Annotated in this window: 20 protein-coding genes and 1 tRNA gene; 14 read left to right on the top strand and 7 right to left on the bottom strand. The window is 66.6% G+C overall.

The features are described 5' to 3' along the window. Window positions 1–19: 19 nt before the first annotated feature. Entirely contained in the window at window positions 20–895 is an 876-nt protein-coding gene (locus tag MHZ35_RS10850) for an SPOR domain-containing protein (protein ID WP_239435606.1), read from the bottom strand. Continuing rightward, window positions 879–1,901, bottom strand: coding sequence for a lytic murein transglycosylase (locus tag MHZ35_RS10845; RefSeq protein WP_239435605.1), 1,023 nt, complete (start codon window positions 1,899–1,901; stop codon window positions 879–881). The genes MHZ35_RS10850 and MHZ35_RS10845 overlap by 17 nt, the downstream gene beginning before the upstream one ends. A 114-nt stretch (window positions 1,902–2,015) precedes the next feature. Here MHZ35_RS10845 and MHZ35_RS10840 point away from each other — a divergent pair. From MHZ35_RS10840 to MHZ35_RS10825, 4 genes are all read left to right on the top strand, one after another. After that, window positions 2,016–2,105: transfer RNA gene (locus MHZ35_RS10840), tRNA-Ser, on the top strand. A 2-nt stretch (window positions 2,106–2,107) separates the two neighbouring features. Beyond that, on the top strand, window positions 2,108–3,385 hold the full coding sequence (locus MHZ35_RS10835) for a GGDEF domain-containing protein (RefSeq protein WP_239435604.1): 1,278 nt from the start codon (window positions 2,108–2,110) through the stop codon (window positions 3,383–3,385). Window positions 3,386–3,504: 119 nt separating this feature from the next. After that, window positions 3,505–4,023: a ferritin-like domain-containing protein gene (locus MHZ35_RS10830; protein ID WP_125959661.1), complete on the top strand. Its 519-nt coding sequence runs from the start codon at window positions 3,505–3,507 to the stop codon at window positions 4,021–4,023. A 38-nt stretch (window positions 4,024–4,061) separates the two neighbouring features. Continuing rightward, window positions 4,062–4,244: a hypothetical protein gene (locus MHZ35_RS10825; RefSeq protein WP_239435603.1), complete on the top strand. Its 183-nt coding sequence runs from the start codon at window positions 4,062–4,064 to the stop codon at window positions 4,242–4,244. Between the two features lie 63 nt (window positions 4,245–4,307). Here the strand turns inward: MHZ35_RS10825 and pncB are convergent, their stop codons facing one another. From pncB to MHZ35_RS10810, 3 genes are all read right to left on the bottom strand, one after another. Continuing rightward, window positions 4,308–5,612, bottom strand: a complete 1,305-nt coding sequence (pncB, locus tag MHZ35_RS10820; protein WP_239435602.1) for a nicotinate phosphoribosyltransferase — start codon at window positions 5,610–5,612, stop codon at window positions 4,308–4,310. 140 nt (window positions 5,613–5,752) lie between these two features. Beyond that, on the bottom strand, window positions 5,753–6,745 hold the full coding sequence (gene araD1 / locus MHZ35_RS10815; RefSeq protein ID WP_239435601.1) for an AraD1 family protein: 993 nt from the start codon (window positions 6,743–6,745) through the stop codon (window positions 5,753–5,755). 48 nt (window positions 6,746–6,793) lie between these two features. After that, complete coding sequence (locus MHZ35_RS10810) at window positions 6,794–8,359, bottom strand: aldehyde dehydrogenase (NADP(+)) (protein ID WP_239435600.1); 1,566 nt, start codon at window positions 8,357–8,359, stop codon at window positions 6,794–6,796. A 103-nt stretch (window positions 8,360–8,462) separates the two neighbouring features. On the opposite strand from MHZ35_RS10810, the gene MHZ35_RS10805 reads away from it, so the two are divergent. Beyond that, window positions 8,463–9,221 (top strand): FadR/GntR family transcriptional regulator, encoded by a 759-nt coding sequence (locus MHZ35_RS10805; RefSeq protein ID WP_239435599.1) that lies wholly within the window; start codon window positions 8,463–8,465, stop codon window positions 9,219–9,221. Window positions 9,222–9,279: 58 nt separating this feature from the next. Here MHZ35_RS10805 and MHZ35_RS10800 read toward each other — a convergent pair whose 3' ends face one another. Then, window positions 9,280–10,590, bottom strand: coding sequence for a sugar MFS transporter (locus MHZ35_RS10800; protein ID WP_239435598.1), 1,311 nt, complete (start codon window positions 10,588–10,590; stop codon window positions 9,280–9,282). A gap of 138 nt (window positions 10,591–10,728) precedes the next feature. On the opposite strand from MHZ35_RS10800, the gene MHZ35_RS10795 reads away from it, so the two are divergent. The 9 genes from MHZ35_RS10795 to MHZ35_RS10755 all read left to right on the top strand — a co-directional run bounded on the left by MHZ35_RS10795 (window position 10,729) and on the right by MHZ35_RS10755 (window position 22,388). Continuing rightward, window positions 10,729–11,883 carry an aldose epimerase family protein gene (locus tag MHZ35_RS10795; RefSeq protein ID WP_239435597.1) on the top strand — a complete coding sequence of 385 codons (1,155 nt, stop codon included), beginning with the start codon at window positions 10,729–10,731 and terminating at the stop codon, window positions 11,881–11,883. Between the two features lie 13 nt (window positions 11,884–11,896). Next, window positions 11,897–13,693, top strand: coding sequence for an IlvD/Edd family dehydratase (locus MHZ35_RS10790; RefSeq protein ID WP_239435596.1), 1,797 nt, complete (start codon window positions 11,897–11,899; stop codon window positions 13,691–13,693). Window positions 13,694–13,748: 55 nt separating this feature from the next. Then, a complete protein-coding gene (locus MHZ35_RS10785; protein ID WP_239435595.1) occupies window positions 13,749–14,873 on the top strand; it encodes an 8-amino-7-oxononanoate synthase in 1,125 nt (374 codons plus the stop codon). Then, window positions 14,870–15,493, top strand: a complete 624-nt coding sequence (gene bioD / locus MHZ35_RS10780) for a dethiobiotin synthase (protein ID WP_239435594.1) — start codon at window positions 14,870–14,872, stop codon at window positions 15,491–15,493. The genes MHZ35_RS10785 and bioD overlap by 4 nt, the downstream gene beginning before the upstream one ends. Further along, complete coding sequence (locus MHZ35_RS10775) at window positions 15,490–16,737, top strand: adenosylmethionine--8-amino-7-oxononanoate transaminase (RefSeq protein WP_239435593.1); 1,248 nt, start codon at window positions 15,490–15,492, stop codon at window positions 16,735–16,737. The genes bioD and MHZ35_RS10775 overlap by 4 nt, the downstream gene beginning before the upstream one ends. A 79-nt stretch (window positions 16,738–16,816) precedes the next feature. Continuing rightward, complete coding sequence (locus MHZ35_RS10770; RefSeq protein ID WP_239435592.1) at window positions 16,817–18,424, top strand: phospholipase D family protein; 1,608 nt, start codon at window positions 16,817–16,819, stop codon at window positions 18,422–18,424. A 225-nt stretch (window positions 18,425–18,649) separates the two neighbouring features. Beyond that, entirely contained in the window at window positions 18,650–20,128 is a 1,479-nt protein-coding gene (locus MHZ35_RS10765) for a mechanosensitive ion channel family protein (protein WP_239435591.1), read from the top strand. Between the two features lie 104 nt (window positions 20,129–20,232). Continuing rightward, a complete protein-coding gene (locus tag MHZ35_RS10760) occupies window positions 20,233–22,014 on the top strand; it encodes a PAS domain S-box protein (protein ID WP_239435590.1) in 1,782 nt (593 codons plus the stop codon). Beyond that, window positions 22,014–22,388 carry a response regulator gene (locus tag MHZ35_RS10755; protein ID WP_239435589.1) on the top strand — a complete coding sequence of 125 codons (375 nt, stop codon included), beginning with the start codon at window positions 22,014–22,016 and terminating at the stop codon, window positions 22,386–22,388. The genes MHZ35_RS10760 and MHZ35_RS10755 overlap by 1 nt, the downstream gene beginning before the upstream one ends. Here the strand turns inward: MHZ35_RS10755 and MHZ35_RS10750 are convergent. Then, window positions 22,385–22,912: a MarR family winged helix-turn-helix transcriptional regulator gene (locus MHZ35_RS10750; protein WP_239435588.1), complete on the bottom strand. Its 528-nt coding sequence runs from the start codon at window positions 22,910–22,912 to the stop codon at window positions 22,385–22,387. The two genes, MHZ35_RS10755 and MHZ35_RS10750, sit on opposite strands and share 4 nt — an antisense overlap. Window positions 22,913–22,951 lie beyond the last annotated feature (39 nt).

The raw sequence follows: 22,951 nt of genomic DNA, 5'->3' as shown, positions 1-22,951 counted from the left end.
TAGGGTCCAGGGCCTTAGGTCAGTCGTTGCGAATAACTTTTGCGTCACCATAGCCGCGCGCAGCGGCTTGCGCACGCCCGCGTTCGGCGGCCGCGTTGGTTGAATACGGCCCCATGCGTACACGGACCAGCGCCCCCGTACGTCGCGTGAAGCCGCCCAGCTCGCGCGCCAGCGCCTCGGCGCGGGTCGCGTTCGACAGCGCCGCCACCTGAACGGCCCAGGCGCCGGTCGCGGGCACGCTGGAGGCGGGTGTAGGTGGCGGAGCAACCGGCACCGCGGGCAGCGGCGAAACTTGGCTCGGCGGCAGCGCGACGGTCTCGATCGGCTTGGGCCCGGGACGCGACGGCGGTTGTGGGGATATCGGCGCCTGCGCCACCGCGCCGATCCCCGGCGTGGATCCCGCGGCCGGCGACGGCGGAAGACGCTTGCGCAGCGCCGTCAGCAGCACCTGTGGCGCATCCATCCGCGTCAGGCTCCCCCCTTCGGCTGCGGCACGCTCGTGGGCCGGCGGCACGACCTCCCTCACCCGCACGGCTACCGGCGCTGATCCGACGCCGAGCGCTTGTGCAGCAACCGGCGAGAGGGCCAGGACATATCCCGGAGCGACCGGGGCGTTTCGGCCAACCTTCATCACCGTCGTGCGGCCGCCGTCGAGCAGCGTGAGCTCGACAAAGCTGCCCGCAGCGAGCGTCGGATGGACGACGAACACGGCGCCGTCGGCGTCCGGCGCGGCCGCCGTATTCGCCCAGCCGACGGCATCGTAGCGAGCCTCGGGTGTCGGTGGCGCGGCAGGGAGCGTAAGGTCGCTTGGAGGCTGCTGCGGCGCGGGCGGCAGCGTGCTCGCCGCGCACCCCGCCAGCAGCAGCACTCCCAACGCGCTAGCGTGCGACTTCATCGGCCAGCAGCCCCACCGACAGCGCGTAGAAGTTCGAGCAGTTGTAATCCAGGATCACCCGGTAGTTCCCGGTGAGGAGATAGGCGGTGTTTCCCGGACCGTCCGGTTCGAGAAGCGTCGCCTGAATGGTGTCGTCCGGCCAGCGGCCGGATTGCGGGACCACGCCCAGGCGCCGCCACTCGGCCATGCTCCGCCAGCGCGTGTGCCGCTCATGCACGCGGGGGCACCGCGGCGACCGCGTCGGCGAGGTGAGCGACCCCCGGTTCAGGTTGGCGGGAACGTTCACCGCGACACCCCAGGGCTGTCCGGGGCGCCAGCCGGCATTGACGAAGTAGTTGCCGATCGACGCCAGGGCATCGGCTGCGCTGGTCCAGATGTTCGCCCGGCCGTCACCGTCGCCGTCGCGTGCGAGGCGAAGGTAGATCGACGGCAGGAACTGTGGGTACCCGGTCGCCCCTGCCCAGCTGCCCTTCAGGCTGTCGCGCGGAACCCCCCGGTCGACCATTTTCATGGTCGCGATCAATTCCGGCTCGAACAGCGCGCGGCGGCGCCCCTCATAGGCGAGGGTCGCGAGCGAGCGCGGCAGGTCGAAGTTGCCGGTGTAGCCGCCGTAGTTGGTCTCATGGCCCCAGATCGCGACCATGATCGATTCGGGTACGCCGGTCTCCTGCTCGATCCGCATCAGCTTCGGGCGCTGTGCGCGATACGCCTCGCGCCCGCGGTTGATGCGGGCGGCGTCGACATGACGGGCCTTGTACGGAGCAAAGGCGGGAACACTATTGCTGGTCCCGCCGGGCTGGCCGCGGTCGAGTTCCACCACCCGCGGATTGTAGGTGAGCCCGTTCAGCACGGCGCCGATCGCGCGCTCGCTCACACCCTGGGACCGTGCTTTTGCTGCAACTCCCTGAAGATAGGCCTGGAACCCCGCCTCGTCCTGGGCTGCCGCCGAACCGCTGATCGACATCATCGCCGCAAGGGCGAGCAGCCCCTTGCCCCATCTACGCATACTCGGCTCCCGCACGTGAAGCGGCTCTGTGCCACAGCGGAGAGCCCGCGCGAAACCCCTAAGCGTCGAGAGGCTTGCACAAACCCGACCAGCCGCCGTAAGCGCGCTGTGTGCGGAGAGGTGGCCGAGTGGTTTAAGGCAGCGGTCTTGAAAACCGCCGTGGGTTCACGCTCACCGTGGGTTCGAATCCCACCCTCTCCGCCACGATGTACGGCGGCAACAATCCCACGGGCGCGCAAAACGCGGCAGCGGCCATCCGGTTCCACGGGCGTGGAAATTTCATCTCGATTGCGCTATTGCAGCCTTTAGGGGGCTGTATTGAGATGCATTTGGACCTTCTCACCCTGTACGGTCTGGCGATCGGCACGTTGCTCGTCGGCGCGGGGATGACGCTTTGGGAACGACAGGCTCGGGCGGGGCGGTCTGCCGAACTCGGCACCTGGGCTGCGGGGTACGCGGTTCTGGCGGTCGGATGCGGGCTCGCGATCGGGCGAACCCATCTCCCGGGTGCTACAGGGTGGGCGCTCAGCAACCTCGTCATCCTGTCCGGATATCTGCTGGTCCTGAACGGCGTTGGGCGACTGGACGGGCATCGCTACGCGCGCCAGTCCGTGGCGCTTCTGCTGTTCGTCGCCGTCGCCTGGGCAAGCGTCGGTTCCGGCGCGCGATCGATCTTGTGGAACTACTGCTCCGCGCTGCCAATCTCCCTGGTCTGCGGGCTGACCGCATGGCGGCTCGCGCGCAGCCCCACGCTACGGTCGCTCCGATCGCTCCCCATTCCCGTCGCGATCGCCGGAGGGCATGCCCTCTTCTACGCGTTCCGAGCGCTCGTGCTCCCGGTGCTGGCTGGCATCTATGGCGACGACATCCTGCCGTCGCTGGCGGAGGCGACCCTGTACGAAGGCGTGCTCTACTCGATGGCGATGCCCATGGCCCTGCTGGCGCTCGTTCGCGAAGAGGCGCAGGGCAAGCTCCTTGCGATCTCGCGCACCGACTTCCTTACGGGGCTCGGCAACCGGCAGCGCTTCTTCGAGGAGGGGGCTGCCATGCTGACCGACAGCACGTGCGCCTCGCTGCTCGCGTTCGACCTGGACCACTTCAAGTCCATCAATGATCGCTACGGACACGCTGCCGGGGACGAGGTCCTAAAGTCCTTCGCCTCGATCGCGCAGGAAACGATCGGGAGCAGGACCCTGCTGGTGCGGTTGGGCGGCGAGGAATTTGCGGCGCTGCTGCCGGGACAGAATGGCAGTCGCGCAAGCGAGATCGGCGAGGCGGTAGCGCGACGCTTTGCCGGCACCGTCCACGGCGAGAGCGGCAACATCCGTGCAACCGTGAGCGTCGGGCTGGCGGAGCTGGGCGCCGACGGCGTGGACCTGCCCAGCCTGCTTTCCGCCGCGGACCGCGCGCTCTATTCGGCGAAGGCCCTGGGTCGCAACCGGATCGAGTTCGCCCGGCCACTTCCGCTTCTCGCCAGCGCCTGACGCCATCGTCCACGTTGGTGGCGGGTTCCGATGCTTCCCCGCCCCGATCTCGCTTCACGCCAGAGGGAACCTCTCCTTCCTCCCGCGCGCTTTGAAGGCGCAACCGAGAGGAGACGCCCATGGCAACTGTCAATGAGATCATCCGTCCGCTGTTCATCACCGGCCTGCGCGACGTGCACGCAGTCGAGCATCAGGCTCTGGCGCTGATCGACCGTCAGCTCGATCGTCTCGCGCATTATCCCGAAATCGAAGCCCGGCTGCGCAGCCACCGGGCCGAGACCGAGCAGCAGATCTCCCGCGTCGAGCAAATCCTTGCCGATCTCGGAGAAAGCCATTCCAACCTGAAGGACCTGGGTCTCAGCATCTCCGGCAATCTGGCAGCGCTCAGCCATACGGTGGCTGGCGACGAGATCATCAAGAACAGCTTTGCGAACTTCGCGTTCGAGAACTTCGAAATCGCAAGCTACACCGGTCTTATCACCCTGGCCGAAGACGGCGGGTTTGGCAGCGTCACCGCGCTGCTCGAGCAGTCGCTGGCTGAAGAGCAGTCGATGGCTTCGTTCGTGATCGGCGGTATCCCGAAGGTGATGCGCACCTTTGTCGACCTTCGCGCTGCCGGCGAGGACGCCAGCCACTAAGACTCGCCCCTGCGCCTACCGATCCGAAGGACTTCATCATGCCCGTGCCGCCCGATCCTCGAAAAGGACCGCCCCTCCGGCGCCTCGCGATCATCCTGCTGATCATCGCGGCGATCTGGGCGATCATCTTCGTGGGGTACAACATCCACCACGCGAAGCAGATGAGCGAGGAAGGACCGTCGGGCCAGATCGCGCCTTCGAACACGGCGCAAGCGCAATAGCATGCCACGCGTGCCGGCTCCCTCCACCGAGGGTCCGGCACGCGAACGGCTCAGCGCCCTAGCCTAGACCTCCACCGCGCTCGCGACGCGGTCTTCCCCGCCGAATACGCGCAGGTAGCGCGCGATTTCGTCCGGTTCGCCCGTTGCCTTCTCCGGATTGTCGGAGAGCTTCACCGCGGGGCGCCCGTTTACCCGAGTGACCTTGCACACCAGCGAGATCGGCTCAAGCCCGTGGGCGCCATCGGGATCGCAATCCCGGAAATCGTTGGTAAGGTTGGTGCCCCAGCCAAAGCTCATCCGCACGCGGCCATGGAAGTGGCCGTAGACCTGCTCAATCGTGTCCACGTCCATGCCGTCCGAAAAGATCAACAACTTGCTGCGCGGATCGACGCCGTGGCGTTGCCACCAGGCGATGATCTGCTCCCCGGCCGCAATCGGGGGTGCGCTGTCGGGGCGGAAGCCTGTCCAGTCCGCTACCCAGGCGGGTGCGTTCGCCAGGAACGCCGTCGTCCCGAACGCGTCCGGCAAGGCCACCAGCAGGTTGCCCCCGTAATGCTGCCGCCATTGCTCCAGCACGCGATAGGGCGCTCCGGCGAGTTCCGCATCGCTGTCTGACAAGGCTGCCTCCACCATGGGAAGCTCGTGCGCGTTGGTCCCGATCGCCTCCAGGTCCGCATCCATGGCCAGCAACACATTGGACGTGCCGATGAATCGGTCGCCGAGTCCCTCCTTCAGGGCGTCGACGCACCAGCGTTGCCAAAGAAAACCATGGCGACGGCGGGTTCCGAAATCGGACAGAACCAGATCTGGGAGCGCGCGCAGCCGCTCGACCTTCTGCCAGAGCTTCGCCTTGGCTCGAGCATAGAGCACGTCGAGTGCAAACCGACCCTTGTCGCGCATGGCGGCGCGAGCGCGTAGCTCGTTGATGATGGTCAGCGCCGGGATTTCCCACATGGTGGTGTGGGTCCAAGGGCCTTCGAAATGCAGCGCATACTGGCCGTCGTGCTTCTCCAGCACATAGGGCGGCAGCTGGAAATCGGCCAGCCAGCGGATGAAATCCGGGCTGAACATCCGTGCCGTGCCGTAGAAGCTGTTGCCCGCGAGCCAGATCAACTCCTTCTTCGCGAACCGAATGGTGCGGGCATGGTCGAGCTGCGCGCGCAGCTCCGCTTCGTCGATCACCTCCGCCAGGCGAACCAAGTGGGTGCGATTGATCACGGAAAAGGTCGCGTCGACGTCCGGATGCACGTGCCGGATCATCTGCAGCATCAGCAGCTTGTAGAAGTCCGTATCGAGCAGGCTGCGGACGATCGGGTCGAGCCGAAAATTATGGTCGTACGTGCGGGTTGCGATGTCCGTGACGACCATCGAAGGATCCTGTGCAAGGGCGCGACCGATACCGCGCGGGCTGCATCCCTCGTCGCTGCTGACCGCCCGGACTGCAAGCCCTTTGGCGATCGGCAGTGGCTGCCCGGCCCCGCGATGGCGCGGAGGCCGGGCAGGCTGGATCAGAGTGCGCGAACGGTCACCGGCGCCTCGGCGTCGCGGGCGAGCGGGTTGCGCAGCGGCAGCGTGAACGGCGCCGCTTCGATCTCGAACACGTCGCCGGTTTCCGTCTTCACGCCGTCGGTGAACGACAGCGTGGCCGTCCCGAAGAAGTGGATGTGGATGTCGCCGGGGCGGCGGAACAGCGCATATTTGAAGTGATGCGCCTCCAGGTTCGCCAGGCTGTGGGACATGTTGTCCTCACCCGACAGGAACGGCTTTTCCCAGAGAACCTCGCCGTTGCGCAGGATGCGGCTGCTGCCGCGCACGTCCGACGGCGGCGTGCCGACGACGATCTCCGGCCCAAGCGACGCCTGGCGCAGCTTCGAGTGCGCGAGCCACAGGTAGTTATGACGCTCGGTCACATGGTCGCTGAACTCATTGGCGAGGCAGAGACCTAGGCGGAACGGCGTACCGTCCGGACCGATCAGGTAGATGCCGGCAAGCTCCGGCTCTTCGCCGCCGTCTTGGGCGAAGGCGGGCATCGACAGCGGAGCGCCCGGGGCGACCAGCTGCGATCCGTCGCCCTTGTAGAACCACTCCGGCTGCTGGCCGACCTGGCCTGCTGCGGGCTTGCCGCCCTCGACGCCTTCCAGGAACATCCGCATGGAGTCCGTCTGCTTTTCGACGGCGGCCGCCTCGCGGTGCATCTTGTCGCGCCCTTCGGCCGAGCCGAGGTGCGTGAGGCCGGTGCCCGTCATCACGACGTGCGCCGGATCCTCATGGTCGATCGGCGCGATCAGGTGACCGGCCTCAAACTCCGCGGCGAGGTCGACGGTAGCCCCCTCCCCGCATGCGGCGACCGCATCCGCCAGGCTGGTGCCTTGGGCGATGGCGCGGGCGGCGAGCGCCCGCACACTATCGACCCCCGGCACGAATGCCGCCCGGTCGCCCTGGGCCGCGATCACCGATCGCGTGCCGTCCGGCGCCCGATGCTGCAACAAACGCAACGTCATCCTAATTCCTCCCCAGTTGAACGCCGCGTTTGCGGTCGCCGGGATTGATCAATCGTTGTGGAGCTGGCCGTCGATCAGACGCGGCAGGCCTGCCTGTGCCCCGTCGCGCAGATCTGCGGGCAGCAGCTCCGGCAGCAGGTTCTGGTACGACACCGGCCGCAGGAAGCGGTCGATCGCGAGGCTACCGACCGAAGTGGTGCGACCGTCGGAAGTCGACGGGAACGGCCCGCCATGGACCATCGCATGCGTCACTTCGACGCCCGTCGGCCAGCCGTTGGCGAGGATGCGGCCTGCCCTGCGCTCCAGCACCGGTACCATCCGCGCCGCAAGCTCCGCGTCGCCCGCGTCCATGTGCAGCGTGGCGGTGAGCTGTCCCTCGGCGGCCACGAGCACCTGGCGCAGCTCTTCCTCGTTGCGGCAACGTACCAGGATCGACGAGGCGCCAAACACCTCATGCCCCAGCGTCTTGTCGGCCAGGAATGCCTCCGCCGTGGTCGAGAAGAACGCGGCCTGACCCTGGGTCACGCCCTCGCCCACCTTGCCACGCGCGACCGTCTCGACCTGCGCATGCGACGCAAGGTTCTCGACGCTCTCCGAATATGCCTTGTGGATGCCGGGCGTCAGCATGGTGCTGGCGCCTGCCTCGACGAGCGCGGTCTTCGCCGCTTCGACGAATGCATCCAGCCCCTCGCCCTCGATCGCGAGCAGCAGGCCCGGATTCGTGCAGAACTGACCCGCGCCCATCGTCAGCGAGCCGACGAAGGCCGTACCCAGTGCCGCGCCGCGCGCCTTGAGCGCTTCCGGCATCAGCAGAACGGGGTTGATGCTCGACATCTCGGCATAGACCGGGATCGGCACTTCGCGCGCCTGTGCAAGCTTCATCAGCGCCAGGCCACCGCCACGCGAGCCGGTGAAGCCCACTGCGGTGATGCGCGGGTCCTGCACCAGCTGCGACCCGAGTTCGTTACCGGGGCCGACCAGGTGCGAGAACACGCCTTCCGGCAGGCTGGAGGCGGCGACCGCGCGACGGATAGCCTCTGCGACCAGCGCGCCCGTCGCCGGATGCGCCGGGTGGCCCTTCACAACGACCGGGCAACCGGCGGCGAGCGCCGAGGCGGTGTCTCCACCAGCGGTCGAGAACGCGAGCGGGAAGTTCGAGGCACCGAACACTGCGACCGGGCCGAGCGGGATCATGCGCAGGCGCAGGTCCGGGCGCGGCAGCGGCTGACGATCCGGAAGCGCCGGATCGATGCGCAGGCCAAGCCAACCACCCTTGCGGACGACACCGGCGAACATCTTGAGCTGGCCGACGGTGCGGCCGCGCTCACCCTCCAGGCGCGCGCGCGGCAGGCCGCTCTCGCGCATCGCCGTCTCGATCAGCTCGTCGCCGATCGCCAGGATCTCTTCGCCGATCTTTTCCAGGAACGCGGCGCGGGTCTCGCGGTCGGTCGAGCGATAAACGTCGAACGCTGCTTCCGCCGCGGCGCAGGCCGCGTCCACGTCGGCCGGACCATGAACGGCAAACGGCTCTCCAAAGGGCTCGCCCGTGTCGGCCGAGATCGAACGAAAGCCGGCGTCACTCGCCCGGTTGAGGGTTGCGGTGTCGTTGGTCATGGGGTGGCTCCTTATTTACTCGGACATATTAAAGCGGTGCCGGCTTGGCAATCGTTCGTTCGGCATTCAAAACGCGACCACAGCCTTAGCGGGGGAGATAGGGATGACCAATGCGAAGGGCGAGGCTGATGCGCCGGAGAGCGCAAACACGCCGGCGCGACAGCCGCGCGGCACCGGGCGCCGGCTGCGTGGCGCGATCGCACACAAGCTGGGCCTTGCGATCGTCTCGGGCGAATATGCGCCTGGTGACACCCTTTCGGGGGAGATCGCCTTCTCGGAGGCGCTGGACGTTTCCCGCAGCGCCTATCGCGAGGCGGTGCAGGTCCTGACGGCAAAGGGGCTGGTAGAGAGCCGCCCCAAGGCTGGCACCCGCGTCCTGCCGCGCAACCGCTGGAACCTCCTGGATCCGGATGTCGTCGCCTGGGCTTTCGCAGGCAGTCCGGACATCCAGTTCATCCGCAGCCTGTTCGAACTACGGGCGATCGTCGAGCCCGCAGCTGCACGCCTGGCGGCCGAACGGCGCGACCGCGCCGACCTGAAGGCGATGAAGGACGCATTGGCGGCCATGCGGCGGCACACGCTGGCGACGGAAGCCGGCCTGGCCGCAGACCGCGATTTCCACGACGCGATCCTCCGCGCCACGCGGAACGACGCGCTGGTCGTGCTGAGCGCCAGCATCGGGGCGGCGGTGAACTGGACCACCCAGTTCAAGCAACGCTCCCGCGCCCTGCCCCGCGATCCCTTGCCCGATCACGTCCGCGTCTATGACGCCATTGCGGCAGGCGATGCGGAGGCAGCCGGTGCGGCGATGCGCGCACTGGTCGACCTGGCGCTCGAGGATACGCGCCACGCCATGGAGTGATACGAAAAGGGCGCCCCCGCGGTAGCGGAGGCGCCCTCGTCGTGCCTTGCCGGCAAGATTACCCGATCACCTCGGGCTCCGGCAGCGCATGCGTGGGCTTGGAGCCCCACAGCGCGTAGAACAGGATGTAGAGTTCGCAGGCGGCGGTCAGCAGGAACGAGGTCTGCAGCCCGACCGTGTCGGCCAGCCAGCCCTGCACCACCACCAGCGCACCGCCGGCGATCGCCATGATGAGCAGGCCCGAGCCTTCTTCGGTGAGCGGACCCAGGCCCTTGATGCCCAGCGTGAAGATCGTCGGGAACATGATCGAGTGGAACAGGCCGACCGCGATCAGCGACCACATCGCCGCATGGCCGCTGGTGAAGGTCGCCAGCAGCATCACGATGAACGCGCCGACCGCGAAGAACGCCAGAACCTTGTCGGCGGGCACCTTCTGCATGACGAAGCTGCCGACGAAGCGGCCCACCATCATGCCGCCCCACAGCAGCGCCAGGTAGCGCGATGCCTGCTCGTGCGTGATCGCGGCGATGTCCGGCTGCGAGACGAAGTTGATGAACAGGTTGGCTACGCCGATTTCCGCGATCAGGTAGATGAAGATCGCCGGCACACCCCAGACGAGGTTCCGGTGCTTCCAAAGCGACATGCCGCGCCGCTCCTCGCGCGAGACGCGCTGGGTAGCCTGGCCGATCGCGGGAAGCGGGAAGCGGGCGATGACCACGGCAAGCACCACCAGCACCGCCGCAACGATCAGATACGGCAGGATCACCGACTGCGCATCGGCATAGCGCTCAGCAGCCGTAAGCGTCACGCCGGCTTCTGCCGTGCCGCCCTTCGAACGGCCCAGGATCAGATAGCCTGCGAACAGCGGCGCCAGCGTAGTGCCGAGCGAGTTGAATGCCTGCACCAGGTTGAGGCGCGAGGAGCCGGTTTCCGGCGGCCCGATGACCGCGACATACGGGTTCGCCGCCACCTGGAGCAGCGTGATCCCGCTGGCGATGATGAACAGCGCGGTGAGCACGACGCCATAGGACGGCAGTCGCGCTGCCGGCACCATCAGCAGCGCACCGGCTGCCATGATGACGAGCCCGGTCACGATCGACTTCTGATAGCCGATCCGCTCGATCAGCTTCGCCGAAGGGATCGAGGCCACGAAATACGCGATGAACCAGACCGATTCGATCAGCGTGGTCTGCGTGTAATCGAGTTCAAACACGCTCCTGAGATGCGGCAGGAGGGTATTGTTGATGACGGTGATGAAGCCCCACATGAAGAAGAGGCTGGCAAGCAGCGTCAATGCGGGCTTGTAGCTTCCACCGGGCGCATGGTGCGCACCTGTCGAAGCGACGGAAGAAGTTGGCGGCAACGCCATGCATCCTGTCTCCTGTGTGGAAGCCGAAGCGGTCGCGCTGTTCGCCAGCATCTGCTGCGCGGCTTGCCCTGGTGAATTTTGTCCGACTATATAGCCCCGAAAGGCGCGTCAACGGCGTCGATACACAAGGATAGGACGATGCGGAAGGTGGGCAGCGATGGAGTTGTTCTGGCGCTGGTGGCGGCGGCCACGACAGCGCTGACGGCGGGGACGGCATCCGCGGCGGAGGTGCAGCGTTCCGCTGCCGGAACGCTGAAGGACGGCACTGCAGTTGAAGCGATTACGCTCGTGGGCGCCAACGGCGTCTCCGCGCGCGTGCTGACCTATGGTGCGACGCTGCAGTCACTGATCGCACCCGACCGCGACGGCAACAAGGCGGACGTGGTGCTCGGCTACGACGACCTCGCTGACTATGTCGATCATCCGAACTATTTCGGGGTCACCGTGGGGCGTTACGCCAACCGCATCGCCGGCGGCACGTTCACGCTGGATGGCAAGAAGTTCCAGTTGCCGCTCAACGACAAGACCAACTCGCTGCACGGCGGCGGCAAGGGCTTCGACAAGCAGGTCTGGCGCGTCGTTTCCGTGAAGAACGGGCCGGTGGCGAGGGTCGTGCTGGCGCATCGCAGCCCGGACGGCGATTCCGGCTATCCCGGCCAGTTCGACGTGACCGTCACCTATTCGCTGGACGACAGGGGTTCGCTGACGATCGCCTTCGAGGGCAAGACCAGCAAGCCGACCATCGTCAACATGACCAACCACGCCATCTTCAACCTGGCGGGGGAAGGTTCGCCGATGGGTGCCACCGGGCACCGCCTGACCGTTCCTGCGGCGACCTATACGCCCGTGGATGCCAAGCTTATCCCGACCGGAGAGCGTCGCCCGGTCGCGGGTACGGTGTTCGACTTCCGCAGCCCGCGCGTGGTGGCCGACGGCATCCGGGACGGCCATGACCAGCAGATCCGCTACGGCCAGGGCTACGACCACAACTTCGCCCTCGACAAGGGGCTGACCGCGAAGCCTGAACTCGCCGCCCGCCTGGAGGACCCGCAGTCGGGTCGCGTGCTCGAAGTGCTGACCACCGAGCCCGGGGTCCAATTCTACACGGGCAACTTCCTTGACGGCACCTATTTGGGCAAGAAGGGTCACCTATATCGCATGGGGGATGGGATTGCCCTGGAACCGCAGAAGTTTCCGGACGCGCCCAATCACCCCGACTTTGTTTCCGCCCGAGTGGATCCCGGCAAGCCGTACCGGCATGTCATGATCTATCGCCTTTCCACGACTCGCTGACCGGACACCTCCCATGACTGCCACCCCGACCAACAAGCTTCGCTCGCGCGCCTGGTTCGATAATCCCGAGAATATCGACATGACGGCGCTCTACATCGAGCGGTACATGAACTTCGGCATCAGCCAGGCCGAGCTCCAGTCGGGCAAGCCGATCATCGGCATTGCCCAGACCGGCAGCGACCTCTCCCCCTGCAACCGCCACCACCTGGTGCTGGCGGAGCGCCTGCGCGAAGGTATCCGCGAAGCCGGCGGCATTGCGCTCGAGTTCCCGGTCCACCCGATCCAGGAAACCGGCAAGCGGCCGACTGCCGGGCTTGACCGCAACCTTGCGTACATGGCGCTGGTCGAGGTGCTGTACGGCTATCCGCTCGACGCCGTCGTGCTGACGATCGGCTGCGACAAGACCACGCCTGCCTGCCTGATGGCAGCGGCCACCGTGAACATCCCGGCGATCGCCCTGTCGGTCGGTCCGATGCTCAACGGCTGGCACAAGGGCGAGCGCACCGGTTCGGGCACCATCGTGTGGAAGGCGCGCCAGATGCTCGCAGCCGGCGAGATCGACAACGCGGGCTTCATCAAGCTGGTGGCGTCGTCTGCACCGTCGACGGGCTACTGCAACACCATGGGCACTGCGACGACGATGAACTCGCTCGCCGAGGCGCTCGGCATGCAGCTTCCAGGCTCGGCCGCGATCCCCGCCCCGTACCGCGACCGTCAGGAAGTGGCGTACGAGACCGGCAAGCGCATCGTCGAGATGGTGGCCGAGGACCTGAAGCCCTCCGACGTGATGACGCGCGAAGCGTTCCTGAACGCGATCGTCGTCAACTCGGCGATCGGCGGCTCGACCAACGCGCCGATCCACCTCGCCGCACTCGCCCGCCACATGGGCGTCGAGCTCGACATTCGCGATTGGCAGGAGCACGGCCACAAGGTGCCGCTGCTCGTGAACCTGCAGCCGGCGGGCGAATATCTGGGCGAGGACTATTATCGCGCAGGCGGTGTGCCGGCAGTGGTCTCGCAGCTGATGGACCAGGGCCTGATCCATGAGGACGTCATGACCGTGAACGGCAAGACGATCGGCGAGAACTGCCGTGGCGTCGAGATCGAGGACGAGAAGGTCATCCGTCCGTTCAACCAGCCGCTGAAGGAAGAAGCCGGCTTCATCGTCCTGTCGGGCAACCTGTTCGACGCGGCGATCATGAAGACCAGCGTCATCAGCGACGAGTTCCGCGAGCGCTATCTGTCGAACCCGAACGATCCGAACGCCTTCGAAGGCCCCGCGGTCGTGTTCGACGGTCCGGAGGACTATCACCACCGCATTGACGATCCGTCCGTGAACATCACGGCGGAGACGCTGATGTTCATGCGCGGCGCCGGCCCGATCGGCTATCCGGGCGCGGCCGAGGTCGTCAACATGCGTCCGCCGGCGTACCTGATCCGCGAGGGCATCCACGCCCTGCCGTGCATCGGCGACGGTCGCCAGTCCGGCACCAGCGGTAGCCCGTCGATCCTGAACGCCTCGCCCGAGGCGGCCGCAATGGGCGGCCTGGCGCTCATCCAGACCGGTGACCGCGTCCGCATCGACCTCAACAAGGGTACGGCCGACGTGCTGATCTCGGACGAGGAACTCGCGGAGCGTCGTCGCAAGCTCGAGGCGGAGGGCGGGTACAAGTATCCGGCTTCGCAGACGCCATGGCAGGAAATCCAGCGTTCGGTGGTCGGCCAGATGAACACCGGCGCGATTCTGGAGGGTGCCGAGAAGTACCAGCGCATCGCGCAGACCATGGGTCTGCCGCGCGACAACCACTAAGCGCATCCGGCATGGCGGGGGTGGCATCGCGAGACGATGCCGCTACACCCCCGCCATGCCGAGCTTTGCAGCCCATCGCGCCGATCTGGCGCAGCTGGCGGACCAGCATCGTATCCGCCGGCTCCTGCCCCGTCAGGGCACCGACTTCGCCTCCAACGATTATCTCGCGCTCGCTTCCGCGCCTCGCCTGCGGAATGCTGTCGCGGCTGCGCTCGCCGAGGGCGTAGCGGTCGGTTCGGGTGGGTCGCGGCTCCTCCGCGGCAACTCCGACGAGCACGAAGCGCTAGAGGCCGAGGCCGCCGCCTTCTTCGGCAGCGAAGCCTCCCTCTACTTTGCGAGCGGCTTTGCCGCCAACGCGGCGCTCTTCGCGACCCTTCCCCAGCGCGGCGACCTGGTCGTCTATGATGCGCTGGTACACGCAAGCGCGCATGAAGGGATGCGGCTCGGCCGCGCCACCTGCGTCGCGGCCGAACACAACCAGGTCGATGCCTTTGAGGCGGCCATCCGCCAATGGCGCAAGGGCGGCGGGGCCGGGACGCCTTGGATCGCGGTGGAGAGCCTCTACAGCATGGACGGTGACCGGGCGCCGCTGGCGGCGCTCGCGAAGCTGGCTGACGCGGAGGATGCGATCCTGCTGATCGACGAGGCGCACGCGACCGGCCTTTTCGGCGTCGGCGGGCGCGGTCTTGCCGAGGATTTGGAGGGTCGCGACAACGTCGTGACGCTCCGGACCTGCGGGAAGGCGATGGGGTGCGAAGGCGCGCTCGTTTGCGGGGCGAGAATCGTGCGCGACTTTCTGATCAATCGCGGCCGCGGGTTCATTTTCTCCACGGCCCCCTCCCCGCTGATGGCGCGGGCGGTTCGGGAGAGCCTGCACATCCTCGCCGATGAGCCTGATCGGCGCGAACGGCTCCACGGCCTCGTGCGCCACGCGGAACGTGCACTCGCACCCGCGGGCGTCCAGCCGACCGGCTCGCAGATCCTCCCTCTGGTGATCGGGGACGACGCCACGACCATGCGGGCAGCCGAAGCGTTGCAATCCGCTGGGTTCGACGTGCGCGGCATCCGCCCACCGACAGTGCCGCGCGGCACTTCGCGCCTGCGCCTGTCCCTCACCCTCAATGTCACGACCGAGGATGTGGACCGGCTGGCCGCGCTGCTGCAGGAGGTCGTGCCATGAGCAAGACCATCATCGTCACGGGTACCGACACCGACATCGGCAAGACCGTCTTCGCCGCCGGCCTCGCTGCGGCGCTTGGCGCACGCTATTGGAAACCCGTCCAGTCGGGGCTGCTGGACGGCACCGATGCCGCCCGGGTTGAAACGCTGGGTGTGCCCAGGTCCCAAATCCTTCCCGAGGCCTACCGGCTTGCCACCCCCTGCTCCCCGCATCTCGCTGCGGAAATCGACGGAGTGGCGATCGAGGTGGACAGGCTCGCACTGCCGCCCGGCAACGCCCCGCTCGTCGTTGAAGGTGCGGGCGGCGTGCTGGTCCCGGTCACGCGAACCATGCTGTTCGCCGATGTCTTCGCCCGCTGGAACCAGCCGGTCGTGCTGGTCGCCCGCACGGGCCTCGGCACCATCAATCACAGCCTCTTGTCGATCGAAGCCTTGCGGGCGCGCGGCGTACCGATCCTGGGCGTCGCCTTCATCGGGCAGCCGGTCGAGGACAGTGAGGCGATCGTGGCTGAGATCGGTCAGGTTCGTCGTCTCGGCCGCCTTCCCCGGCTGGATCCGCTGAATGCGGAGACGCTGGCGACCGCCTTCCAAAGCAACTTCGATCTGGGGGTCTTCCGGTGAGCGCCTCGGCCGTGTGGCACCCCTTCACTCAGCATGGGCTCGGCGAGCCGATCCCGCTGGTGACCCGGGCAGAGGGGGCGGTGCTCCACACTGCCGATGGCCGCCGCATCGTGGATGCAATCTCCTCGTGGTGGGTCACGACGCACGGCCATGCCCATCCGCGGATCGTCGCCGCGATCCGGGACCAGGCAGAGAAACTCGATCAGATCATCTTCGCCGGGTGGACGCACGAACCGGCGGAGGCAGTCGCCCAGGGCCTGCGCGACATCATGCCGCGCGAACTGACCCGGGTGTTCTTCTCGGACTCGGGCTCCACGAGCGTCGAGGTCGCGCTCAAGATGGCGCTGGGCTATTGGCGAGAACACGATCCGGCCCGGCATCGGATCCTCGTCCTCGAACATGGCTACCACGGCGATACCATCGGCGCAATGTCGGTGGGCGCCCGCGGCGTGTTCAACAGCGCCTACGAGCCGCTGCTGTTCGACGTGGGCACCATCCCCTTTCCCGTGCCGGGTGGCGAGCAGGCAAGTCTCGACGTCTTGGAGCAGGCCTGTGCCGCCGGGGCAGCGGCGTTCATCGTCGAGCCGTTGGTGCTGGGCGCTGGCGGCATGCACTTCTACGCCCCTTCCACGCTCCGGGAGATGCGCGCCATCTGTGCGCGACACGGCGTGCTGTTCGTGGCGGACGAGGTGATGACCGGCTGGGGAAGGACCGGAACGTTGCTGGCGTGCGAGCAGGCCGGCGTGGTGCCGGACATCCTCTGCCTGTCGAAAGGACTGACGGGGGGCGCTGTTCCCCTTGCCGTCACAATGGCCACCGAGCCGATCTTCCAGGCGCACTATGGCCCGGATCGCGTGAAGATGTTCTTCCACTCCTCCAGCTACACCGCCAATCCTATCGCCTGCGCCGCGGCCCGTGCCAATCTGGCGATCTGGGCGGAAGAACCGGTGGCCGAGCGCATCGATTCGCTCGGGAAGCGTCAACAGGCTCGGCTCGACGCGCTGTCGAGCCTCCGCAATGTTCGGGGTTGCCGGCGAAGCGGCACCATCACGGCGCTCGAAATCGCGGGAGAGGACGGCTACTTGTCCGCGCTCGCTCCGCGGCTGCTGGCGCATTTCCGGGACAGGGACCTGCTCCTCAGGCCGCTCGGCAACACGGTTTATGTAATGCCGCCTTACTGCATCGAAGACGCCGACCTCGACCGCATCTACGCCGCCATCGCCGAGGCCTGTGAGGCTCTCTGACGGATCGTCTCGCGTCCGTAACCGTTAAGCGACCATCATCCCGGCACCGGCCGGTGTACGAAACGGGAGCGCCGGTGCAGTGAAGGCCAGTTGGGCGAGATCGATCGGAGCAGGCGCCATAGGTCTGGGCCTGCTTTGGTGGATCAATCGCCTCCCGCCCAATCCGAAAAACCCGAGCTCGCGGATCATCGCTGACGTAGCCGACACCGCGCTGGCCCGCGGTGCGGCGAAAGAGAGCGCGAGCCATCCAAGTGCTTCCGGGATCAAACTGCTCGCCGATGCGCGGGAAGCCTTTGCCGCGCGTGTCGCCCTCGCCCGGGCGGCCGAGCGCAGCCTCGATCTGCAATACTACATCTGGCACGGTGATCGCTCGGGAACGCTGCTGCTGGAAGCGGTCCATGCCGCGGCAGAGCGCGGGGTACGGGTTCGACTGCTTCTCGACGACAACGGCATTTCGGGGCTCGACGCAGTGCTGGCAGCCCTGGACGCACATCCCAACATCGAGGTTCGGCTGTTCAACCCGTTCCGGATCCGCTGGCCGAAGCCGATTGGCTACATCACCGAGTTTTCTCGGCTCAACCGGCGGATGCACAACAAGAGCTTCACCGCCGATAACAGCGTCACCATCGTCGGCGGCCGCAACATCGGCGACGAGTATTTCGGCGCGGCCGATGGCGGCTTGTTCGCCGATCTGGACGCACTGGCGATCGGTCCGATCGTCGCCGAGGTTTCCGACGACTTTGATCGCTACTGGTGCTGCGGCTCCTCCTACCCCGCGGCCAGGATCCTCCCGGGCGTGCGCAAGGATCAGCGACGGCGCCTGCGCAAGCGGGCGTCGATCGTCGAGCGCGATCCTTCGGCGAAACGCTATGTTCAGGCGCTACGCGACCTGCCGCTCGTGCACCAGCTGGTGGAGGGTCACCTTGCGCTTGAGTGGGCGGAGGTTCGGATGCTCAGCGACGATCCCGCCAAGGCTCTCGGCAGCGTGCACGAACGGGCTCTCCTGAGCGAGAAGCTGAGCGCCGCGCTCGAGACCGCAAAGAGCGAGCTCGGCCTCATCTCCAGCTATTTCGTACCCGGTCGCCGCGGGTGTCGCACCTTCGGCAAGCTTGCGCGCGAAGGCGTGGCCGTATCGGTGCTTACCAACGCCTATGAGGCGACCGACGTGGGCATCGTTCATGCTGGCTATGCGCCGTACCGCAAACGGCTGCTGCAGGCGGGCGTTCGCTTGTTCGAGATGCGGCGGGAAGCACGCGCGGCGCCCCGTCGCCGGGAGCGCCGCCGCGGCGTCCGGCTGGGTGTCGCCAGCAACTTCAGGGGCTCCGGGACCGGCTCCACGGCAGCGCTCCGCTCGGGCGCATCGACGCTGCACGCAAAGACGTTCACCGTCGATCGCGAGCGCCTGTTCATCGGTTCGTTCAACCTCGATCCTCGCTCCGTCGCGCTGAACACGGAACTCGGTTTCATCATCGAAAGCTCCGTCCTCGCCGCACAAGTGGCGGACGTGTTTGCCGACCAGGTGGCACACCTCGCCTACGAGGTGCGGATCGGGGAGGACGGCGAACTCATCTGGATCGAGGAGAACGGAGGTGAGCGGCGCGTGCATCACCAGGAGCCTGGCATGCGGCTGATCCCGCGCCTCGCCCTTGCCGCTGCCGCCAAGCTGCCGATCGAATGGCTCCTCTGAACGCGTTTGCCCGCGCGGCTTCGTGGCAATCAGGCCGAGGGCGCTTAGAACTTCCGGCGAGTTGACGAAGAAGGTTTGTGAATGCTGGTGATCAAGAGGCTCCTGGCCGCCCTGCTGTTGACGATGGTGGTGTGTGCGCCCGCCCAGGCGCAGGAGACCGCCGGCAACACCACGACGCCCGCAGTGCTCGCCGACACCTATGGGCGCGAGACGCCGCGATCGGCAGTGACCGGGCTGGTGAAGGCGCTCGGCGAGCAGGACTACGCCCGCGCAGCCAATTACTTCGAATTGGCGCCTCCCAAGACGCCGCGTGCGGCCGCTGCTGCCTCTGATCTGGCGCGGCGCCTCCAGTCAGCGCTCGACAGCGGTGGGTCGCTGCTCCCCTTTGCCGTGCTCTCGAACGAAGCCACGGGCCGTATCGACGATACGCTGGCTCCTGAACAAGAGCAGGTCGGCACGCTCAAGTTCGGGGAGAAAGAGGAGCCTATCCTCCTTGTCCGCGGAGATGTGGGGGAAGGTCAGCAACTCTGGCGGATCTCCACCCAGACCATCAAGGTGCTGCGCGCGCACGCTCCCGAGCCCGCGGCGCCCGCTCAGACGGAGAGCATCACCGACACGAGCGTCGCCGGCGCGCCGCTCGTCGACTGGGGGCTGCTGCTGGGGCTTGCCGCCATCAGCTTCGTCGGCCTTCGTCTTCTTGCCAGTCTCATCCTGCTCGGCATCGGCCGTGTGGTTCGGGATCGCGAGCAAAGCCCCACGTTCCGCTTCTCGCACGCGGCCCTTCCGCCGCTCAGCCTCTTCCTCGCCGTCGTGGGCTTCTACGTCTACGCGGACTCGCTCCCCGTCTCGATCGTGGCCCGGCAGACGCTGCTGCGCTATGCCGGCATCATTGCCTGGGTGGCGCTTGCGTGGTTCGCCCTGCGCTTCGTCGACGCCATCAGCCGGTTGATCATCGCACGGATGCAGCGATCGCAGCGACGGCAGGCGGTTTCCGTCATCACCCTTCTGCGCCGCTCGGCAAAGGTGCTGCTCCTCGCGCTCGCGATCGTCGCCATTCTGGACACGCTCGGCATCGACGTGACCACCGGCATCGCCGCCCTCGGGATCGGCGGTATCGCCCTCGCCCTGGGCGCGCAGAAGACCATCGAGAATTTAGTGGGCAGCGTCACCGTGATCGTCGATCGGCCCGTTCAGGTCGGAGACTTCTGCAAGGTCGGCGATGTGCTCGGTACGGTCGAAGACGTCGGCATGCGTTCCACGCGCATCCGCACCAATGATCGCACGGTGGTGACGATCCCCAACGGCAATTTCGCCTCGCTCCAGATCGAGAACTTCGCGACGCGCGACCGCTATCTCTTCGCTCCGGTGATCGCGCTCGAATACGGCATCTCAGCCGCCAAGCTCCGCAAAGGCATTGCGATCATCGAAGGGGTGCTGAAGGAGCATGCCCAGATCGACCAGGACGGCGCACGCGCCAATCTGGCGGCGTTCGGCGAGAGTTCGGTCAACGTGGAGGTCTTCTCCTACATCGCAGTGCTCGATGCCGTGGAGGCGATCCACATCAAGCAGGACCTCTTGCTCACCATCATGGAGCGGCTCGAGACGGCTGGCATCAGCCTCGCATTGCCAACCCGCTCCCTGCACCTTCCTGAAGCGTTGAAGATCTCCCGCGCTCCAGCGAGGTCGGAGGAGCTAAACAACTAGAAACGGGCAAGAAACGACCCGGGGGGCTCGCATCCGGCGTCCTGCTGCGCTACGGGAGCAACACTGTGGCAGGATGGTCCTCCACGCGAACCATACTGCCGTCTATGCCGCCCTCCAAGCTGACCCGCTTCTTCGAGCAGTTCCTCTTCTTATCGATCCGCCGCCCGCTGCCGCCGGTGCTGCAGTTCGCAATTGCTACTGCGGCGATCGTCCTGGTGACGCTCGTACGCGTGCTTTTCGTCACCGTGCTGCTGCCGTGGCTGCTCTTCATGCCGGCCATCCTGCTGCTGGCGCTGGCCTTCGGCCGCAACGTCGGCTTGTACGCAACCTTCCTCTCGGCGGTCCTGGCAGGGTGGTCGATCGCGGGGCCGAGCGGCTTCCTGGGCCTCAATCCGCTTCAGTGGATCGCCTCCGGCGCCTTCCTGGTGGTGGGGGTCGGCATCGTACTTCTTGCATCCGAACTGCGCGCTTCCTTCGGGCGGGTTAATCACCTGATGCAGGAGGCGCAGTCCGCACGCGACGAACTCGCCGCGCGCGAAGCCTTCCTTGCCGGGGTTCTTTCCAGCTCGGGCGACTGCATCGTGGTGCTCGATCGCGAGGAGAACGTCCTCTTCGCCACGGAGAACGGCCGCCGAGCCCTGGGGTTGGGCGACGAAGCGGACGTTCGCGGCACACCATGGCGGATGCTTTGGCAGGAGGTGGATGGCAATCGTGCTTCCGGGGCGATCGCCGCAGCGTCCGAAGGTCATGAGACCAACTTCGCTGCCCCTGCCGAGATCGGGGACGGGTCGCTGCGCTGGTGGGACGTCTCGGTCCGTCCGATCCTGCGGGACGGACAAACCAGCGGGCAAGTGCTGCTCGTCGCGCGCGACATCACGGCGAAGCGTGCGGGCGAGCGCGAACGCAACCGCCTGGCGCGCGTTGTGGAGAACAGCGCCGACTTCATCGGCGTCGCGTCGCTCGACCAGCGGGTGGAGTTCGTGAACCCAGCCGGTTGCGACATGGTCGGCCTCTCGCCCGAGACGGTGGGCGAAACCCGGATGCTCGACTACATCTGGCCGGCAGACGCCGAGCGATTGGTGGAAGAGGTTCTTCCGGCAATCCGCGACGCGGGCAGCTGGAGCGGCGAGATGAACCTGCGTCATTTCCGCACCGGTGAACGCATCCCGGTCCATTACCTCGGATTTCGCGTCCAGGAACAGGACGGCAGGCTGATCGGCTATGGTGCCGTGATGCGGGATTTCACTGAAATCGAGCGGGCGCGCTTCCAGCAGCGCTTGCTCAACAACGAGTTGAGTCACCGGCTCAAGAACGTCCTGACCATGGTTCAGGCGATCGCCGCCCAATCCATCCGGCAGGCCGAGACGCTCGAGGACGCGGGAGAAGCAGTGAGTGCCCGCCTGGTGGCCCTTGGACGTGCGACGGATATCCTGACCGCGACTTCCTGGCAGACGGCGGAGCTCCACGCCCTGGTCACGACGGTGCTGAGGCCGCATGGCGCTCTCAGCCGTCGGATCACGGTCGATGGTCCGAGTGTCGCGGTCAATCCACGAGCTGCCTTGGCACTCGCGCTCGCGATCCACGAACTCACCACGAATGCGATCAAATATGGGGCACTTTCGAACGAAACCGGCGAAGTGGCGCTGAAATGGTGGATTGCGGACGGACCGATCCCCGACAATCCGCGTTTGCTGCTGACCTGGCGTGAAACGGGAGGGCCGGATGTCACGCCTCCTCCCCGAAGAGGTTTTGGTTCTGTAATGATCGAGCGATCGCTGAAGGCCTATTTCCGAGCCCATGTGACGCTGGACTTTTTGCCCGAGGGCGTTGTTCTCACGCTCGACGCGCCGCTTGCCGATGCGATTGCGACGGATCGGGCGGACTGATGGGGCAGCGCGCGCCAACCAATCCACGAACGATCCTCATCGTAGAGGATGAAGTGCTTTTCCGCCTCGAACTGGCCGATCTGTTCGAAGCCTCCGGTTACCGCGTCATCGAGGCAGGCGACGCCGATGAGGCGATTGCGCTTCTTGACGAAGATCCCTCCATTTCGATCGTCCTCACGGACATCCAGATGCCCGGGTCGATGGACGGCCTGCGTCTTGCCCACCATGTTCGCGACCGATACCCGCCGGTGTCACTGGTAATCGCTTCAGGAGCATTGCGCCCCAGCGCTTCGGAACTGCCCGAGCGCAGCCTGTACTTGACCAAGCCGTTCAACCCGTTCCAGCTTCTGCGGCAGCTGAACGCCGCGGCCTAAGCCTTCGGCGCTGGCTCTGCGGGTCGAGGTCGCTCGTCCAAGCCGCCCTGCGCCTCCAGTGCATCCGCTACCCGGTCGAGCTTTGCCAGCGCCCGCCGGAATTGGGATCTCTCCTCCGCGTCCAAGGCCCCGAAGATCGCCTGGTCTAGGCGTGATCGCAGCGGTTCTGCCGCCGCGATAGCCGCCTCTCCAGCCGCCGTCAGGGAAACGCGCTTCACGCGACCATCGGCCGAATCCGGGGTGCGTCGAACCAATCCGTCCCGTTCCAGCGCGGCGATCGCCTCGCTGACGGTACGCGGCGAGTGCCCGAAGACGCTCGCGATGTCGGCGGCACGGGCGCTGTTGTGTTCGCACCGGAGGTACATCAGCAGCTTCATCCGCGCGAGGGAGACGCCCTGCTCTGCCAGGTGCGCGTCGGCGATCCGCCGCAAGCGGAGGAACAAGCGACCAAAGTCGCTGACGAGGCTGTCGGTGTCCGGCACTTTGTGAGGGCCCTCCATAAAGAGGCTTGCTTTGCGCTGCAACAGCGAGCAGGTCCCCCCGTCAGTTTAGGATAGCCAGGG

The sequence above is a fragment of the Sphingomonas sp. ACRSK genome, assembly GCF_022346685.1.
GTDB classification, from domain to species: Bacteria; Pseudomonadota; Alphaproteobacteria; order Sphingomonadales; family Sphingomonadaceae; genus Sphingomonas; species Sphingomonas molluscorum.
The sequence above is the reverse complement of the archived record's forward strand: the minus strand, read 5'-3'. Positions and strand labels throughout refer to the sequence as shown.

What these genes read in the sequence shown, in the direction of transcription:
- MHZ35_RS10835 (WP_239435604.1), top strand. Translation starts at nt 2,108, where the DNA reads ATGTACGGCGGCAACAATCCCACGGGCGCGCAAAACGCGGCAGCGGCC.
- araD1 (WP_239435601.1), bottom strand. Translation starts at nt 6,745, where the DNA reads ATGACGTTGCGTTTGTTGCAGCATCGGGCGCCGGACGGCACGCGATCG.
- bioD (WP_239435594.1), top strand. Translation starts at nt 14,870, where the DNA reads ATGAGCAAGACCATCATCGTCACGGGTACCGACACCGACATCGGCAAG.
- MHZ35_RS10760 (WP_239435590.1), top strand. Translation starts at nt 20,233, where the DNA reads ATGCCGCCCTCCAAGCTGACCCGCTTCTTCGAGCAGTTCCTCTTCTTA.
- MHZ35_RS10800 (WP_239435598.1), bottom strand. Translation starts at nt 10,590, where the DNA reads ATGGCGTTGCCGCCAACTTCTTCCGTCGCTTCGACAGGTGCGCACCAT.
- MHZ35_RS10825 (WP_239435603.1), top strand. Translation starts at nt 4,062, where the DNA reads ATGCCCGTGCCGCCCGATCCTCGAAAAGGACCGCCCCTCCGGCGCCTC.
- MHZ35_RS10805 (WP_239435599.1), top strand. Translation starts at nt 8,463, where the DNA reads ATGACCAATGCGAAGGGCGAGGCTGATGCGCCGGAGAGCGCAAACACG.
- MHZ35_RS10845 (WP_239435605.1), bottom strand. Translation starts at nt 1,901, where the DNA reads ATGCGTAGATGGGGCAAGGGGCTGCTCGCCCTTGCGGCGATGATGTCG.
- MHZ35_RS10830 (WP_125959661.1), top strand. Translation starts at nt 3,505, where the DNA reads ATGGCAACTGTCAATGAGATCATCCGTCCGCTGTTCATCACCGGCCTG.
- MHZ35_RS10785 (WP_239435595.1), top strand. Translation starts at nt 13,749, where the DNA reads ATGCCGAGCTTTGCAGCCCATCGCGCCGATCTGGCGCAGCTGGCGGAC.
- MHZ35_RS10810 (WP_239435600.1), bottom strand. Translation starts at nt 8,359, where the DNA reads ATGACCAACGACACCGCAACCCTCAACCGGGCGAGTGACGCCGGCTTT.
- MHZ35_RS10755 (WP_239435589.1), top strand. Translation starts at nt 22,014, where the DNA reads ATGGGGCAGCGCGCGCCAACCAATCCACGAACGATCCTCATCGTAGAG.
- MHZ35_RS10790 (WP_239435596.1), top strand. Translation starts at nt 11,897, where the DNA reads ATGACTGCCACCCCGACCAACAAGCTTCGCTCGCGCGCCTGGTTCGAT.
- MHZ35_RS10850 (WP_239435606.1), bottom strand. Translation starts at nt 895, where the DNA reads ATGAAGTCGCACGCTAGCGCGTTGGGAGTGCTGCTGCTGGCGGGGTGC.
- MHZ35_RS10795 (WP_239435597.1), top strand. Translation starts at nt 10,729, where the DNA reads ATGCGGAAGGTGGGCAGCGATGGAGTTGTTCTGGCGCTGGTGGCGGCG.
- pncB (WP_239435602.1), bottom strand. Translation starts at nt 5,612, where the DNA reads ATGGTCGTCACGGACATCGCAACCCGCACGTACGACCATAATTTTCGG.